This is a genomic window from Bradyrhizobium sp. UFLA06-24, assembly GCF_054967145.1.
In genome coordinates, this window is sequence record NZ_JADFUE010000001.1 from 64,510 (window position 1) to 82,076 (window position 17,567).

A 17,567-nucleotide genomic window follows, 5' to 3' on the forward strand; every position below is an offset into this window, starting at 1 on the left:
TGAGGAAGACTATGGCCGCTTGCCTTCGCCGCATTCCTTGACGCTGCCTTCGGGTTGCTCGCCGCTCGTGGCATTTCCTTTCGGAAGCCCAGCGGTGCTTGCTTGAGCGGGTTCTTGCGACCGTGCGCCGACGCGAAGCCGTCAATCGCTTTTCCCCATAACGCAGAGGGCGTTGCGCAGGAGCGCAGACGCCCTTGCGTTCCGGGTCCACTCAAAAGCGATTGACGCGCGCCAACGCCGGACGCGGCGAACCGCATCAAGCCCCGCTGTGGGGCTTCATTATCGAAAGGAGAATACCATGAGCAGCCACCAACCGAGCTTTATCGCCTACAGCATCAAAGAACGCGGCGAAGGCAAGGACGATTTCTTTTGTCGGATCGGCTCTGCATTCCCTCACGAAAAAGGGGCAGGTCTGACAATTCTTCTCAACGCCTTACCCATCGGTGATCGCATCGTTCTGATTGAACCGAAGGACGACAAGGCGTCAGCCGAAAAAGCGTCAGCCTGACCTGGCCAGGGGACGCCGTTCGGCGTCCCCTTTTTCGATTCAACGATAACTTGGGAAAAAACTATGATCAAACGCATCAAAGCTCTCTGGAAGCCCTTCATGCACAGTGAGTACGGTCCGACCAGATTCCTCTGGGTAGGGGACCAGGAATACGCTGCCTGCATTGATCCCAACTCCGGCCGCCTATACATGACAATGTGGCACGACGGCTGTGGGAAATTCTATCCAGTCGTATTCGTATCAATCCTTGCTGTGCGACGCGTTCTCTCAGGAGGCGGTGTCATTGCAATACGCCTACGCAGCCTTCCACGCATTGCAATCGAGCTCTTCCGCCTAAAGCAGCATTCCATGCAGGAAGCTCAAGAGGAAATGTATTGGCTGCTTGAAGAGTGGTTCAGAATATAATCCATAGCCACGAACCGATGAAAAGAGCTCGCTGAAAGGTGGGCTCTTTTTTTCTGCGTGATTTGGAATGTTCGCGAATACCAGGCATTTCGATCGGATGAGGGTAGGTGGTCGAATACAATCACGGGCAAAAGCTAGGCGAGTTGTACCGTTTGCCTAGGGCAAACGGACCTCGCGCGGATCATCGAATGATCCGCTCCACCTGGACGCATGCGCTCTGCATAAGAAGGAAAAACATGGGCCGCCCGAAGATAAATGAGCCGCGAAGCGTGCAGCTTAATATGAGCCTGACACGAGCGGAATATGAAAAGATAGCAAAGCGCGCCGATGCATTCGGCGTCCGTCCCGTGCACTTTGGACGCGCCATCCTGCTCGGTGAAACCGACGGAAATCATTCTCCAGCGCCCGTCGCTGACAACGGTTGGCGAGCGCTTGCGCTGCAACTGTCGAGGCTAGGAAATAACCTCAACCAGATTGCCCGGCATCTCCATCAGACCGGAGATCCGCTACCACCCGATCTTGAGCCCCTGCTCACTGACATCCGTAGCCTCATTGTGCGGATCACACCATGATTCCCAACATTAACGCGGACGGAGCGTCGTTCAAGGATCGCATTAATTATCTAATGCACGATAAGGATGCGAAGACGCAGGAACGGGTCGATTGGACACACACGTTTAACCTGTCGAATGATTTCGTGCCGGCAGCGATCAATGAAATGTACCTCACGGCCGAGAGCGCCGAATGGCTAAAACAGCAAGCCGGTATTCGGGGCGGAGGGCGAGCCACCGAAAAAACCGTGAAACACATCAGCTTGAATTGGTCTCCGGAGGACAATCCCACCAAGGAGCACATGATCGAAACCGCACTGGGTTTTTTGAAAACCATGGGCTGGGAGCAGCATCAAGCTATTCTGGTCGCGCACAACGATAAGTCCTTTAAGCACGTCCACATTTTGCTTAATGCGATCCATCCGGAAACGGGGCTGCGCCTGAATGATGATTTCGAATGGGCGCGAGCGCAAAAATGGGCGCTTGGCTACGAGCAGGAACAAGGCCGGATTTACTGCGAACAGCGTCTATTACCCGCCCATGACCGGGAAAGGAATATGCCGCGAAATCTCTGGATGGATATGCGGCGTATTGAATCCGGAATTTCGTCCAGCCTGAATGAATATTTTGAAAAGAAACAGCGCGAACCGAGGGACGCCAGGGACGCTGAGTGGATAAAGCTCAAGAATTATCAACGGCTAGAGCGAATGCGGTTTGTCGAAAGCGATCGCAGTGGTGCGCGCTCAATACGCGATGCAGTTTATCAGGAAATTCGGGACCAATTTCGCGACCGCTGGTCTACCTATTATTCCTTCAAGCGTTCTGGAATGGACAAGGAATTCGTCAATCGTCTGAAGGAAAGAATTACTGCGGACCGGAAAGCAGTGCTGGACGAAAAACTGGTGCTGGTCGAGGAATTCAAGCGGGATGGCAAGGACCGATATAAAATTCTGCTCGAAGAACAGAAGGAGGCCAGAGCCGAGCTGCGCTACCTGCAAAAGGCCAACCTGAGTACGGAGGCGTTTTTTGATGAGCAGCGCTCAGAGACACTCAGGCCTGCGTTGATGAGCGGATTTGCTCGGGCCGCTGCCGAGGTTGGCCAAAGAAAGCCGCCCGGCCCGGATGTGGAAATCGTTGCTACCCGGAATGCCGCTCCGAAAGTTCCTGAACCGCATCATAAGCCCCGGGCATATTCAAGGGATCCCGTCGGCGCAGGCGTCGTATCTCTGGTCGATGGTTTGTTTTCGTATTTCACCAATCTTGGTTCCGCCGGGCCAGAAGAGGTCTCGCCCGGAGAGAGACAAGACCAATTCCAGAAGGCTGCGGAAGATGCGGTGAAGCGAGAGCAGGACGCGTGCACCCAGGAGGACTACGAGCGATGGCGCGAGAAGCAGATGGGTTACATACGAGAGTGACACAGGGGTGGGCCCAGCCACGGTCGCGCCCCCTGTTATTCCGGCAACTAAAGGCAGAGAGGAAAGCGAGCGGGCAGCAATAGCAAAAACGTTTGTAGCGGCGCGCGCGGATGTGACCGATACGGATGGGGCAACTATAGACGCGACTGAGGAATGCGATGGCGCCGAGCTCGAGATCGAGGCAGAGTATCGTCGCAAGCTCACCGGAATCCGCAAGCTGCCCCGTCACGCCCGAGCCGGTGCAAGGCGTCAGGTGCGGGAGTGGCGAAGAGTTGCTTTCAAGGCGCTACGAGATAAGCGCACCCAGGATCGTGCGTACTTCCGTGTACAGCGTCGGCTGACCAGACGTCGGGACCGAACCCCCGGCGCCAATCTGTAATGCACAGTATCAGTAATAAGTTGTCGTTTTACGTTACCAAAAATTCTTACGGAATCCTTTTGACAGCGCAAGGTTGTGTCTGGCACAAGATGCGCGTCTAGTTAACCCGGTTGGTTAGGCGCGTTGATGAAAGAGCCGCTTCTGTCGAAGCAAGGAAGCCAGTCTCACCCGCTACAGCGAGTCGTCGCCGCGCTAAGCTTATTTCTTATCTCGTGCTTGATAAGTACTTCCTCGCCAGCGGCAAACGACCAAGCCTCGCCGTCTGCCACACCAAGCTCAAAAGACGACCTATCAACACAAACGCTAGCACTTAAAGATCAACAATCGTTCGATACGACCCCGGTCGAGTTTGATTTCTTGGGCGTGCATTACAGGGTGCCTCGCAATTATCTCGTCAGTACACCAGACAATCCCCTTCGGGGAGCTGTCTTTAGGGTGACATACCCCGGTTTCGAGCCGCTCACCGAAAAGACGAAGCAATGCCTGACGCAGCCTCGCGCCTACTGGCCTGAAGGATGCTTTCCCGTGGAGTTTTGGCTAGGTGGGTCTCAAGGCACGGACGATCAGCATTTCGAGAATTTCAAGAAATACACCGCAATGCCGCCGGTGCAAAAAGGGCCCGCCGGATTTGACCTGTACATAATCGGATCCAAAGAAACGGGGCTTGAGATCTATCACAAGCAGACCTCGAAACATACTCTGTTCATCGAGTGCAATCTGTTCGTCGGCTATCAAGGCAAGCGCGACGCTGTATGCGGAAATTATTTTTCGCCCTTGCTTAGTGGCAGTTCTCTTTCTTACCGGCTTTCTCTCGATCAGATGCCATACGCCGAGAAAATCGACGATGGCATTCGTGCATTGATTGAATCATTCACTGTTGTGGGAACTAAACAATGACACCATTTACGCTAAGCCAAAGCACCATCAACGCCATCAATCTCGCTTTAGCCGACAATGTTGCATCAGGAACATACGATCCGAATTACGTCGCAGCGTATCAGGCGATCTACAACGATCTAGTAAATGCAAATGCCCACGGAAACAGTATTCCAGCCAACGTACTTTCGTGGTTTCAGCAAGCCCCACTCGTGAATAAGGAAGCTTCCAGTCCGAGTGCGCAAGGAACGTTTATCTGGGACTACATGGCAGCAGCAGCGTATGCCGAGGGTGGGGTTAGACTGACGCAGGCCAATATACAAGATGCATCCAACGCGATTGCGACCAAAGTATTTAATGCCTTGGTGAGCAATAACTTTCTCTTTGATAGCAACAACGTCGGCGCTTTCTCGATGCAGAGCATCATTGCCGACGACGCAGGTGCTGGATTGCAGGTAATCAATAGTTTGTATCCGTCAGCCAATTTCGACAATGCAATATGGGGTGGGACGCTTTTTGCGAGGGCAGAGCTGGGCGACCAATCATATTTTCATGATTACAATATTGAACTTGGCCTTGGCACCAAAGACGCCGGCGCCGTGATTGCCGGATTTTTTGCCGGTATGGCAGGTGTCTCAGCTAATGCATCGATAAACGACGCGATAGCCGCAGCCGAAGGCTTGCTGCCTAAGAATTTTGATTGGAGCGCACTTTTCTCGGCGATATTCCCGACCAATCAGAGTTTCACTGCACCAAGCTGGCTTTCGAACCCACATTGGACTTTCGGGGCCGCGAATGCGCCGACGGGCTTGAACAATGACGCTGGAAGCGGGAACGTAGAGATTTATAACGCTTCGACCGGTACAGCAATTACGCTGGTTGGCGCCAGCACAAACACCACAGGAACCTCGATCATCTACAATCAGAGTACGGGACTGCAGGTTATCCAATATGCTGGCGCAGGCGAAAAGATTAGCAGCACCACGTACAGCTACGACACATCAAGTCATTTGGTTTCGACGACCGAGAATTACACCAACGGCCTGCATCTGACGGCGCCGGTATCGACCGTTCAGAATCTGGCCTATAGCGATGCGACCGGCCAAACGACGGCAACTCTGGTTTATGGCTCAACGCCTCTGGGGACGCTCACCCTCAATACATCCAATGATGGCAATGTCACGCTCGTTGACGGCACGGTGATCCCTGTCAATGTGAATGGCTCCGTCAATCTCACCGCCCCTCCAGCGGGCGAGACCCCCGAACAAGCACTGCTCAGCTATCTCAACAACAATCTTGGAACGCCGATGACGGCCTTGCAGTTGGACCAGCTGCATCTGGCGCATCTTTATCCGGCTGCGCAGAGCTCTTACGTGGTGTCGTCGAGCTCCATTAGTGGGGGCAATGTGAATGTCACCAATGCGCCCGATACTCAAAATGCTTTCGTCTACTACAACCTGGCTAATTCCTCGTCACCGGGGGCTGTTATTACAGGGCAGTCCACCGTGCCCGTTACGGATTACACGGTAGGAACGGACAGCTACGGTCAAACTTTTTCACAACCGTATCCCAATGTCGAAACTGCCATTAACATTTTGGATGCCGGCGGTGACCTGTCGCACGATACCTTCAGCAATATTCAGGTGCTGGCAGCAACCGGCGATGTCACACTAACGGCTGCCCAATTCAACAGTTTTCATATCGTCTGGGGCGCTGGCGTTGTTACCGCTGCAAGTGGTGGTGTGTTTGATATGACGGTCCAGGGGCACGTGCTCGTTGATTATGCGGGCTACAGCGCGCAAAGTCTGGTGGCTACGGCCTGGAGCGGCACAACGCTCATCGGCAATGAGTACACCCCATTTCTGGTCGCCAGCCTTTTCGGTAATGATACGCTGAAGGAAGGTAATATAACGGGCGGCAACCTCATCGCCGGCGATGGCGTCGACACAATGACGGGCGGCACCGGTGGTGATACCTTCTATGTCGGCACGTCAGTGACTGTGTCAACATTTTCTAACCCGCCACCAGGCCTTACTGTCCCCACATACACTTACGCGGCAGGCAATCCCGCCAATGGCTCAGTTATCCAGGGCCAGGGTACTGGCAATACGCTCGTAGCCTCCGGCGATATCTCCGGCATCACGATCTCCGACATTCAAACGCTGCAGGTCACTGGTACAGTTACGATGACCGTCGCCCAGTTGAACGGCTTTGGCGCGATCACAGGAGCTGGCTCGATCGCGCTCACGACTGGCGGGACTTATAGTCTTCAGAACCTAAGCGGAGCCATCACCGTCACTACCCCTTCAAGCGGGGGCATGACAATTGCGGCGAGCAATACCGGCGGCCAGACATTGACAGCCGATAGTGTTACCAACACGACGCTGCTTACCGGCACAGGCACTGGATACAACCTGAACGCCAGCAATACCATCGGTAACAACATACTCGATGCAAGCAAAAGCGCTGGCGGTGACACGCTGGATATTAGCAACAGCTCGGGCAACAACACGGAGATCGCCGGCCTGGGCAATGGGTATCTGCTAAATGCCACAAACGCCGTCGGTAACAATACCTTCATCGCGGGGCCAGGCGATGCAACGATCGAAGGCGGCAAAGGTAATAATACCTATATTTTCCCTGCGTCCAGCACCGGCAACACGACTGTCATCAATAACAATACCGGCACCAATAAATCCATTATCCAATTCGGCACGGGAGTCGCTGTCGCGCAAGTTGCTCTTGCAAAAGTGAACAATGACCTTGTCCTGACCATCGGCGTCGATCCGATTACAGTCCAGAATTACTTCGTGGGCACCGGCAACAAAATTAACGCCCTCCAATTCGCTGACGGCACTTCCATCACGTCGGCACAGATCGACGCAATGTTTGCCCTTACACCGGCCCAGCAGGAAAGCGTCAATGTGTTTGGTCAGATCGTTTCTGCCTCAACTCTTGCCAACGTTTCCCACGTTCTCGGAACAGGCCCTTCCTTTGATGGCTCGGGAAATTTAAGCCATTTCGCTTCATTGAACACGACCGGACAGCTCACGGTTTCTGAGTTCGACAGTAGTGGCAACATCACTTATGCCGCTGGGCTGAACAATACGAATGGTACTGCCTATGTTGTCTCGTCCGGAACGACGCTCTTTGAGACAGCGCAAGACCTTCTCGGTGACAATGGCTATGACGTCGTTACACAGACGAGTGTCGGCGTCGCTACCATTGCCGAATTTAGTGCAGCGGGTATTGCGCTGGCGACCCAGACAGGAACTGTATCGACCATTGCCAATGGCGGCAGTCTTTCGGTTACGGGTACCAATAAGCTGATTGTCGGTTCAAGTGCGGCCGTAACGCTTGGAGCCAACAGCACAGGCGATATTCTGCAGGGCTCAAACGACACGGTCACAGCCGGCAACAACAGCAGTCTTTCTGTGCTTGGCTCAAACGATACATTCTCACTCGGCAGCAGTGACACACTTACTTTCTACAACGGCACCGGTGAAACCGTTAATTCTGTCGGTAACGTCATCAACGCGGTAGCCGGTGTTGCGCTGACGATTAACGGCGGCGGTAATACTGTCACTGAGGCTAATGGCAATGCCGTAACTATCGAAGGCAATAATCAATTTGGCTGGGCCGATGTTGTCCATCTAAACAGTGGTACGATTACTGTAGCCCCAAACTCGTCTTTAGAAGTTGTCGGCTCTAACGATACGCTCACTGGAAGCGATCACGCCCATATCGGCATCGACAGCGGCAATAACGAAAACATCACGGTCGGCAACAACGGCAACGTTTATGTGGAAGCCAGCACGGGCACGATCATCAATGAAACCGGCGGTGTTGTTAACCTCGATACAGGTGTGAGCGCTTCCATTGTCGGCGGCGGCGATAGTATTTCTGGCGCGAGCGGTGACACCATCGCCATCAGCGGTAACGGCAAATTCGGCTGGGCCGATAGCATCACGATGTCGGGCGGCACCGTTAACGTAGCCACCAATGTCTCCATGCAGATTGCCGGAGCTAACGACATCATCAACGGTACCGGTACCGATCAGATCGGTATTTACAGCGGCGACCATAATCAGGTAGCAGCGGGCTCAGGCAGCGATGTCTGGGTCAACAGCGGTAATTATACAATCATCACGACTTCCGGCTCCGAGATCGATCTGGCGGCAAATATTCACGGTGCCACCATCGTTGGCAGCAATGACACCATCTATGGAAGCAGTGGCGACAACTTTGACATCCAGGGCTCGAACATCACCGTCAACGGCTCAAACCTCACCCTATGGCTGGACGCCAACACCACCAATGTCACGCTTAATGGCAGCAATGACGTGGTTCATATCCGCTCCGGCGATACCGGCACCATCAACGGCTCAAACGACCCCGTCACAACGGATACGGTTCTGACAGTCAGCAACGGGACGACTATCAACCACTTCAACGGCACGAACCAACTGATCGACCTGCCAAGCCTCAGTTTTGATACTTCGATAACGGTCACCAAGTCGGTTAGCGGCTCATCCGGTACGCTTACCGTGCAGGATCACGGCGTCACGGTCGATACAATTAACCTGACCAATATCACCACCATCGGCAACTTTATCGTACGCCCCGATGGCAACGGCGGCACTCTGCTGCAGGACCCACCCGATGGTCCAAATAGCTATGCGACAGCTAGCCTCGCGGACGGGTTCAAGTTCGCTGCCTTCGATGACGCGCAATTCCGCCATGCCGCGCATGAAGTGGCAGGCGGGGGATCGCAAGCCAATCTGTGGGCCGGCGGTGATCAGTTCATATTCCACGCCGATCAGATGACTCGACCAGCTGCGCTGCCAGATCCTGTATCCTTCGTGGATGATCACGCTCGTGCGTTCGGTCCGGCACACGAACAGGTCATCGGCGGTATCACCCATCCGACCGAGCTTACAGACACAGCACAGGGCTTGCATGCCCCGCAGGACCTTCTAGAGCAATTGCACGGCCCCCAAGGCTTTCACCTGATATAGAACAGCCTTCTAAGGGAAGTCGGTCAGGTCGCCTTTTTATGGGTCTTTTCAATGCGTCAAACACCTGTCGTCCCGGACAATTCGGAATGTTCGGTAATCGGCGTTTTGGGGATTCTCAAGCATCTTGGTCAGTGTTAGCTTCGACCGGAGGTCTGCCTCATGTCGATCCGCAAGCGCAAATGGAAATCCGCCGATGGCCTTGAGCATGAGGCATGGGTTGTCGACTATGTCGACCTTGGCGGCACGCGCCGCAACAAGCAGTTCGACCGGAAGAAGGCCGCCGAGCAGTTCGAGACCACAGTCAGAAGCGAGCTGCGTTCTGGGACTCACACAGCAGATGTCGCGAGCATAACGGTCAATGAGGCTGGCGACCGATGGATTGCCGATTGCGAAAAGGCCGGACTTGAGCGGACGACAATAGACAGCTATCGCACTCACCTTGAGTTGCACATCAAGCCGTTTCTCGGTGGCCGCAAGCTTTCGCAGTTGACCGTGCCCATGATTACAGATTGGGAGCGCAAGCTTAGGGACGGATCTGAGGACCTAAAGCCGCGTTCTCCAGCGATGGTCAAGCGCGTCCGCAATGACTTAGGCTCCTTGCTTGCCAACGCAATGGATGAAGGGCTGGTGGCTCGCAACGTCGTCCGCGAAATGCGGTCAAGGCGCCGACGGAAAGGTGTCCAGGTCGAGCGTCGTGCAAAGCGAAAGCTCCAGGTCGGTAAGGACATTCCGCTACCGCAGGAAATCAAACTTATGATCGATGTGATGGAGGATAAATGGCGTCCTATCCTCCTGACGGCGATCTTCACCGGGCTCCGAGCTTCTGAGTTGCGCGGTTTGCGCTGGCCAAATGTTGATATTTCCCGGCGCGAGCTGCACGTTCGGGAGCGGGCCGACGAGTACAAGCAACTTGGGAATCCGAAGTCCGAAGCGGGCGAGCGAACTGTTCCGCTGCCGCCCATCGTGGTGAACGAGCTCCGGCGATGGAAGCTGCAATGCCCGAAAACCGAGCTTGGATTAGTCTTCCCGAGCCCGATTGAAGGGGTCGGCGTAGTTGGTCTGCAATACATAGTCAGACAGGGCTTCTGGACGACGCAGGTAGCCGCGGGCCTCACCAGGCCCGGTATAAATAGCCGGGGCAACCCCGGGAAGGTCGCGAAATACTCAGGCCTCCATGCTCTCAGGCACTTTTTCGCCAGCTGGTGCATCAACCGAAAGGCCGACGGAGGCCTTGAGCTGCCCGTAAAAATGGTTCAGGAGCGGCTAGGTCATTCCACCGTCGCAATGACCCTGGATATCTACGGCCACCTGTTCCCCCGGGTGGACGACAGCGAGGAACTAGCCGCGGCAGAGCGAGCTCTGCTAGGATAGCGTTTCCAGACCGAATCTGGACGCAGCATAGACGCAGCATGGGGGTATTTGCGAACCGGATTTGCAAATTCCAGAAAATGCGACTATACGCGTAACCGCCTAAAAGCATTTAGCTTTTTGGATTTCCATTCCATCGGATTGGGGCGTAGCCAAGCGGTAAGGCAGCGGATTTTGATTCCGCCATTCGGAGGTTCGATCCCTCCCGCCCCAGCCAGTACTTAAGCTCCTGAGTTCGTTACGTAAGTAGCTTTACCCAAGCGACAGAGCTGAAGGTCCTAGCAATAACCGGGCGCTGATCGGCGGCCGCGAGTCCGACGCGCACCAAACTGACGAGGCCCAGAAGGTGTCCGAGGTCATGATGGTCGCGCCGCCGAGGATGCTGGCCGACCTGATGTGAAGGCGCTGACCACAGCCGAAGTGCACGAGGATCTGACCAAGCATCCCGTGGGGGAGATCGAGAGGCATCTCATCGGAATACACTGAGACCAATCAAGTTGAGCCCACCCGACGCAGTCGGCCCTTCTGCTCGGCCTCTCGCACGACCTTGATCGTGCGCAGGACGCTCGACGGATTGACGCTGATGGAATCAATTTCGAGTTCTGCAAGAAAGGCCGCGATCTCGGGATAGTTCGCCGGTGCTTCGCCGCATATTCCAACATGGCGCCGGTTGCGCTTTGCGCCCTTGACGGCCATGCGCAACATCTCCAGCACACCGGGGTCTCGCTCGTCGAAATCGAACGCCACGATGTCGGAATCGCGGTCCACTCCGAGGGTGAGCTGGGTAAGGTCGTTGGAGCCGATCGAGAAACCATCGAACAGCTCGGCGAATTGGTCGATCAAGATGACGTTGTTCGGTATCTCGCACATCATGAAGATCTCGAGGCCACTCTCGCCCTGCTTCAAGCCATGTTCGCCCATGGCCTGGATCACGCGGCGCGCCTCGTCCACGCGGCGGCAGAATGGAATCATGACCTTCAGATTGGTCAAACCCATTTCCTTCACGACCCGCCGCAGGGCCGCACATTCCAGCGCGAAGCCCGGCGCGTAGGCGGGATGCGCATAGCGGGCGGCGCCGCGAAATCCGATCATCGGGTTCTCTTCCTTCGCTTCGAAGTCGGACCCGGCAATCAGGTTGGCGTATTCGTTGGTCTTGAAATCGGAGAGGCGGATGATCACGGGGCGCGGGTAAAAGGCCGCCGCAATCAAGCCGACTCCCTCGGACAATCGCTCGACCAAGAAATCGGCTGGCTTGGCGTACGCTTCAGTAAGCCGCCTGACTCTTTGCCGATCCTTTGCGGACTTGACCTTTTCCGGACAGGCCAAGGCCATCGGGTGCACGCCGATGTGCTGATTGATGATGAACTCCATTCGAGCAAGTCCGACGCCGGAACTTGGCAGCATCGCTGTCTTCAATGCAATTTCCGGGTTGCCGAGATTGATCATGATTTCGGTCCGCGGAGCCTTCAGTGCGCTGATTGCGATGTGCTCGACCTCAAATGGCACGGCACCTTCGTAAACGTGGCCGATGTCCCCTTCCGCACAGGAAACCGTAACGTTCGTACCGTTCCTGGCATGGCGGCTGAAGTTTTCCGTGCCGACCACAGCCGGTATACCCAGCTCTCGTGCAACAATCGCTGCATGGCAGGTCCGTCCCCCATGATCGGTAATGATTGCGGCGGCCTGCTTCATGACCGGTTCCCAATCGGGACTCGTCGACGGTGCGACCAGCACCTCACCGGGCTTGAACGAGCGCAGATCCTGTTTGGTCGCGACCTTGCGGATATTGCCGGTCGCGATCTTTTCGCCGACGGCTCGGCCGCTCGCGAGCTCGCGCCCTTTCGATTTCAGGCTGTAACTCTCCAACGTGGCAGGGCTCCTCTGCGACGCGACGGTCTCCGGCCGCGCCTGGATGATGTAGAGCTCGCAGTCCTTGCCGTCCTTGGCCCACTCGACGTCCATTGGCATGGGGGCCCCCGCCTTGGCCGAGTAATGGTCCTCCACCGCAATGGCATAGCCGGCGAGTTCGAGAACGTCCTGGTCCGAAATGCAGTAGCGGCGGCGTTCGATGGGCGAAGCGGCCACATTGCGCGTGGTCGAGCGGCCACTGCCATACACCATTCTCTTGTCCTTGGCGCCGAGGCGACGGGACAGAACCGCACGAGATCCCGTCTTGAAGGTCGGTTTGTGGACATAGAACTCATCCGGTTCGACCACGCCTTGAACGATGTTTTCGCCGAGCCCGTAGGCGCCCGTTATGAAAACGACATCGCGAAATCCGGATTCAGTATCCAGTGTGAACATCACGCCGCTGGCCGCGAGATCGGACCGCACCATCTTCATGACAGCGACCGAAAGCGCGACCTTGAAATGATCGAAGCCATTGTCGATGCGATAAGAGATGGCGCGGTCGGTAAACAGCGAAGCAAAGCAGCGGCGGCACGCATCGAATAGCGCGCGAGCGCCACGAATGTTGAGAAAGCTGTCATGCTGCCCCGCGAAGCTGGCGGTCGGCAAATCCTCGGCAGTCGCCGAACTGCGCACCGCAACAGCGAGATTGCGGCCATACTGCTTTTCGAGCTCGCCGTAGGCTGCTGCTACGCTGGCGCGCAAATCAGCGCGATCAGTTGCGTCGTACACGATCGCGCGGGCTGCCGTAGCGCGTCTGGCCAGATCGGCAATTTTGCGCTTGTCCAGTCCGGACAGCAGCTCGCGTAATGCGTCCCATGCACCGCTCGCGGTCAGCGCATCCCGGTAGGCGGCGGCGGTGATCGCAAAGCCGTTTGGCACCCTCACGCCTGCGCTGGCGAGTGCCGAATAGAGCTCGCCGAGCGATGCGGTCTTGCCGCCCACCAAGGGCACATCGTCGAGACCGATCTCGCCGAAACGCCGGATGTAGCTGGAGTTGGCCATCGCGTTTTCTCGCATTGCAGCGGAGGACCTTTTCGCGCGCGGCAAGGCGCATCTGCGTTTCCACAGAATATGCGGCTCAAAGGAAGGCAGCTTGATCTTGCTCAAGATCGGCTTTGGCAAAGAACGCATGCTCAATGGAGGAGACCGGAGCATCGAGATGTCTTCCATGAGCAAGATCGTGTTTCTGGGCGCCAGCAGCGCGGCGTTCGGCATGAGCATGTTTCGAGACCTGTTCTCAAGGTCCGATCTTGCGGGCAGCGAGTTGATCCTGGTGGGTCGGAACATCGAACGGCTTGATCGTTCGCTACGCCTTGCGCAGTTGCTCAATGAAAAGACCGGGGCAGGGTTGAGGATCGAATCGACGACGGATTGGCGCGCGGCGCTGGACGGCGCTGACTTCGTTGTTCATTCGACAGCGATCGATCGCAATCGATTGTGGCGCTTTGATTTCGAAGTGCCGCGGAAATACGGCATTCGCCACACGCTCGGCGAAAATGGGGGACCGGGCGGATTGTTCTTCACGTTGAGGACATTGCCTGTCGTCTTCGACTTCGTGCGTGAGATGGAGCGGCGCTGTCCGCGAGCGCTCTTCATCAACTTTTCCAATCCGGAGAGCCGGATCATTCTCGCCCTTGGCCAGCACAGTACGATTCGGAGCCTGGGCCTATGCCATGGCATCTTTTTGGCGCGCGGGCAGGTGGCTTCGATACTGGGGCTGCCTGAGGAGCGGATCGATGTCTGGGGCGCCGGTCTGAACCATTTTCAGTGCCTCATGCAGATCCGTGACCGTGAGACCGGTGCCGATCTCTATCCGCTTCTCAAAGAGAAGGAAAAGAGTATCGATGCGTCCGTCGCACCGCTGACGCGAAAGTTGTTGCGCGGCTTTGGCTCCTGGCTTGGCTGCGGCGATGCGCATGTCGGCGAGTATTTGTCGTTCGGATGGGAGGCGGGCGAGGGCGGTTACAACTTCGGCTGGGACGAGGACGAACGTGGCAAGCTGATACGACTGATAGATGATGTCCTTGCTGGCAAGGCATCAATCCCGTCGTGGTGGTTCCAGCCCTCCGGCGAACGCGCTGCAACCATCATTTCGTCGGTCCTTCATGACCGCAAGCAGCTGATCGAGTCGGCCGTTGTCCCTAACTGCGGAATTATCCCCAATCTGCCGGTGAACGCGGCGGTCGAAGTACCGGTCGTTGCAGATGCCGCGGGGATTCACCCTGTTTCCTTGGGACCGCTTCCGGATGCGGTCTCCAAGCTGATGGCAATCCAGGTCGGCGTTCAGCAGCTCGCGGTCGAGGCGGCTATGCAGGGCTCAAAGGAGCTCGCACTGCAGGCACTGCTGATCGATCCCGTCATAAATTCGGAGGACGCCGCGCGAGGGCTGCTCGACGAGCTGTGGGAAATCAATCGGCCCTATATTCGCAAGTGCATCTGAAAGAAGGCCCGGGTTCGGCGGCGCTTGGAACGCGCTATTTCGTTAGGTAGTTGCTCGACGCCGCGGTGCACGCTCCGACGGCGGTTCATCGCAAGCGAGATGCTTGATGTCCACATTCCCCATTCTTTACGCAATTGTGCTTCTGACGCTCGCAAACGGGACGCCGGTCGTGGCGAAGAAGCTCCTCGGTTCGCGCTTTGCATTTGCGCTGGATGGAGGACTTCTGTTCTTTGACGGCCGACCGGTATTCGGAGCGTCGAAGACTTTTCGCGGCATCGTCGCCTCAATCATCGTGACCGCATTCGGCGGAGCTCTTCTTGGCTTAAGCTACGAAGTCGGTGCTGCAGTCGCGATCGTCGCGATGGCGGGAGACCTGTTCTCTAGCTTCTTGAAACGGCGCATGAACATGCCACCGAGCAGCCAGGCGCTGGGTTTGGACCAGGTTCCCGAATCGCTGTTTCCGCTCCTGGCCTGCCAAGAGAGCCTGGGGCTGAGCGAGGCCGACATTTTCGTCGTCGTCTTGATGTTCTTCGTTGGCGAGCTCGCGATCTCTCGCGTGCTGTACATGTTGCGTATCAGGGATCAGCCCTATTAGAGGGATCGGCTGGGCGGCACAATCGGTGCAGCGTGATTTCTGGCAGGCAATTGAAGCGCACGGCAACGACGCTTGATCCCGCGCCCACGGAGGTGTACCCGACCATGCCGCGATAGCGCCAGGCGCCCGCGCCCATCCGACGTGGTAGCACCGAGTCAAGCGTGATGGGGATCGAGCCCGGCAGGCAGATCTGACCTCCGTGCGTATGTCCGCCGAGTAGCACATCGAACCCGGCATGCGCCGCCTGTCGGTAGATTTCCGGGGTGTGGGACAGCAGGATCGAGAATGCGCCGTCGGGGATCTCCGACCCGACCTTCTCAATGTTATCGACTCTGAAATAATGCGCATCGTCGATCCCGGCGACAAATATCTCCTCCTCGCCGCGCTTGATCGTCGCGCACTCGTTCTGGAGCATGCGTATGCCCATCGCCTCCAGACCGGGCAGCATCCTGATGGTGTCGTGATTGCCAAGCACGCCGAGAACGGGTTGCTTCAGGTGGGCAACTACCCGTGCCATGCCCTCCAGCGCGGCGTCGAACGCTCCGAAAGTCTTGCCACGATAGTCGCCGGTGAGGACGCATAAATCATAGTCCAGCCCTGGGATCAGCTCGACCAGGCGCCGCATGGCGCGCTGGCTCATATCGACGTGGGTATCGCTGATGTGAAGGATCGTGAAGCCGTCGAACAGAGCTGGTAAATTTGCACATTCGATCGTGTTATACTTCAGCGTAATTCGTTCGGCATTTCGGCGGCCCCGCCAGTACAGCCCGGACAGCTTCAGAATATTTCGTATCAGCGAATGGACAGAATACCAGTTCTCGATATGGAAGAAGTTGAGTCCCTGGCCGAAGATCTGTGCCTCATGATCAGCTTCGATGCCAAGCCGCTGCCGGGCGTGGATCCGCCCCAGACGCTGCTCCAGTTTCAAAAGCAGTTCGTCTTCCACCTGGTGTGCCTTTCGGTCCGCGGCGATGAACCGCGTATACGCGCTGGCTCATCATACCCGGGATATTGATCGATCTGGTCCAGAGCAAGATAAGGCGACGCAACGCGGTTGGCCGAAGCGCAGCCGCGGATAGTTGCCCGTAAACCAGCTGCTGATCTCAGCAATTGGCGTTCACTCGGCAACTGATCCACGTCGTCGCTAGGCATGATAGCCGACGATGGCAGTCACTTCCACGCTGGAAGCGAGCCGATGAATGTCCTCTCTCACACATAGCCCCGTGCCGGGACTCAGCAGGGCGGCCGAACCGCCGGCGACGCCATAGCGCAGAGCCGCTTCGAGGTCGCCGTCCTGTGCCAGGCTCGACACCATCGCTCCCAGGAAGCTGTCGCCGGCCCCGGAGACGCTAACGGGCTGGATCGGAAGGCCGTTCGCGCGCAAGGCGATGTCGCGCGTCAGGAGCAGGGCGCCCTGCGAGCCCATCGAGAGCGCGATCATCTCGATGCGGTGGCGAGCGAATAGGCTGCGCCCTGCTTCGAGCAGCGCAGGCTCGTCCTCGGTGCTAATGCCGGCGAGATCCTGGAACTCGTGAAGATTGGGCTTGATGAGATAAACGCCGGCATCCAAGGCGGCCTTCAGCGAAATACCGGTCGTATCGACGATGACCCTGGCCGCTCCTTTCGATGCCCGGACCACCCGTCCGTAGAAGTCGACCGGTATTCCAGGGGGCAGGCTGCCACTGGCGATGACAAATGCAGCTTCGGAGCTGATGCGCGTGACGGCGTCGAGGCACTGCTGCCATTCGAATTCGCTGAGCGAGGCCCCCGGAAAAACCAGACGAAACTGCTCGCGGGTCGTCTCGTCGAAGACGGTGATGTCCTCGCGGGTATCGTTCGCGGTCGGGATCACGATGCTGCGCACGGACTCGCGCTCGACCAGCCGCGCCAGCGTTTGCCCGGTGGCGCCTCCGGCCGGATAGATCGCGATCGCGTCGATGTCGAGGCGCGTCAGGACCCTGGCGACGTTGATTCCGCCTCCGCCGGGATCGCGCTGGGCTTCCGCGCAGCGCATTTTGGTGAAGGGCATCATCTTCCTGACCGAGGTCGAGATGTCGACGGCGGGGTTGATGGTCAGGGTTACGATCTGGACCGGTGGCAT

12 protein-coding genes and 1 tRNA gene are annotated in these 17,567 nt (G+C 56.8%); 10 read left to right on the plus strand and 3 right to left on the minus strand.

Annotation, left to right across the window (positions count from 1 at the left end; all coding sequences use genetic code 11):
- Positions 1–298: 298 nt before the first annotated feature.
- The 8 genes from IF809_RS00330 to IF809_RS00365 all read left to right on the plus strand — a co-directional run bounded on the left by IF809_RS00330 (position 299) and on the right by IF809_RS00365 (position 10,737).
- Positions 299–508: a hypothetical protein gene (locus tag IF809_RS00330; RefSeq protein WP_462836507.1), complete on the plus strand. Its 210-nt coding sequence runs from the start codon at positions 299–301 to the stop codon at positions 506–508.
- 63 nt (positions 509–571) lie between these two features.
- Positions 572–913 (plus strand): hypothetical protein, encoded by a 342-nt coding sequence (locus tag IF809_RS00335; protein WP_462836508.1) that lies wholly within the window; start codon positions 572–574, stop codon positions 911–913.
- Between the two features lie 188 nt (positions 914–1,101).
- Positions 1,102–1,485: a plasmid mobilization protein gene (locus IF809_RS00340; RefSeq protein ID WP_462836509.1), complete on the plus strand. Its 384-nt coding sequence runs from the start codon at positions 1,102–1,104 to the stop codon at positions 1,483–1,485.
- Positions 1,482–2,879 (plus strand): relaxase/mobilization nuclease domain-containing protein, encoded by a 1,398-nt coding sequence (locus tag IF809_RS00345; RefSeq protein WP_462836510.1) that lies wholly within the window; start codon positions 1,482–1,484, stop codon positions 2,877–2,879. Before IF809_RS00340 ends, IF809_RS00345 begins: the two co-directional genes overlap by 4 nt.
- 505 nt (positions 2,880–3,384) lie before the next feature.
- Complete coding sequence (locus IF809_RS00350; protein ID WP_462836511.1) at positions 3,385–4,155, plus strand: hypothetical protein; 771 nt, start codon at positions 3,385–3,387, stop codon at positions 4,153–4,155.
- A complete protein-coding gene (locus IF809_RS00355) occupies positions 4,152–9,152 on the plus strand; it encodes a beta strand repeat-containing protein (protein WP_462836512.1) in 5,001 nt (1,666 codons plus the stop codon). Before IF809_RS00350 ends, IF809_RS00355 begins: the two co-directional genes overlap by 4 nt.
- A 159-nt stretch (positions 9,153–9,311) precedes the next feature.
- Positions 9,312–10,523 carry a tyrosine-type recombinase/integrase gene (locus IF809_RS00360; protein WP_462836513.1) on the plus strand — a complete coding sequence of 404 codons (1,212 nt, stop codon included), beginning with the start codon at positions 9,312–9,314 and terminating at the stop codon, positions 10,521–10,523.
- A gap of 139 nt (positions 10,524–10,662) precedes the next feature.
- Positions 10,663–10,737 (plus strand) — tRNA-Gln (locus tag IF809_RS00365).
- Between the two features lie 275 nt (positions 10,738–11,012).
- Here IF809_RS00365 and ppsA read toward each other — a convergent pair.
- Entirely contained in the window at positions 11,013–13,433 is a 2,421-nt protein-coding gene (gene ppsA, locus IF809_RS00370) for a phosphoenolpyruvate synthase (RefSeq protein ID WP_462836514.1), read from the minus strand.
- A 157-nt stretch (positions 13,434–13,590) separates the two neighbouring features.
- On the opposite strand from ppsA, the gene IF809_RS00375 reads away from it, so the two are divergent.
- Positions 13,591–14,871, plus strand: a complete 1,281-nt coding sequence (locus IF809_RS00375; RefSeq protein ID WP_462836715.1) for a family 4 glycosyl hydrolase — start codon at positions 13,591–13,593, stop codon at positions 14,869–14,871.
- A gap of 106 nt (positions 14,872–14,977) precedes the next feature.
- Positions 14,978–15,466 (plus strand): CDP-archaeol synthase, encoded by a 489-nt coding sequence (locus IF809_RS00380; RefSeq protein ID WP_462836515.1) that lies wholly within the window; start codon positions 14,978–14,980, stop codon positions 15,464–15,466.
- Here IF809_RS00380 and IF809_RS00385 read toward each other — a convergent pair.
- Positions 15,447–16,412, minus strand: a complete 966-nt coding sequence (locus tag IF809_RS00385) for a metallophosphoesterase (protein ID WP_462836516.1) — start codon at positions 16,410–16,412, stop codon at positions 15,447–15,449. The genes IF809_RS00380 and IF809_RS00385 overlap by 20 nt on opposite strands.
- A gap of 198 nt (positions 16,413–16,610) precedes the next feature.
- Complete coding sequence (locus IF809_RS00390; RefSeq protein WP_462836716.1) at positions 16,611–17,567, minus strand: 1-phosphofructokinase family hexose kinase; 957 nt, start codon at positions 17,565–17,567, stop codon at positions 16,611–16,613.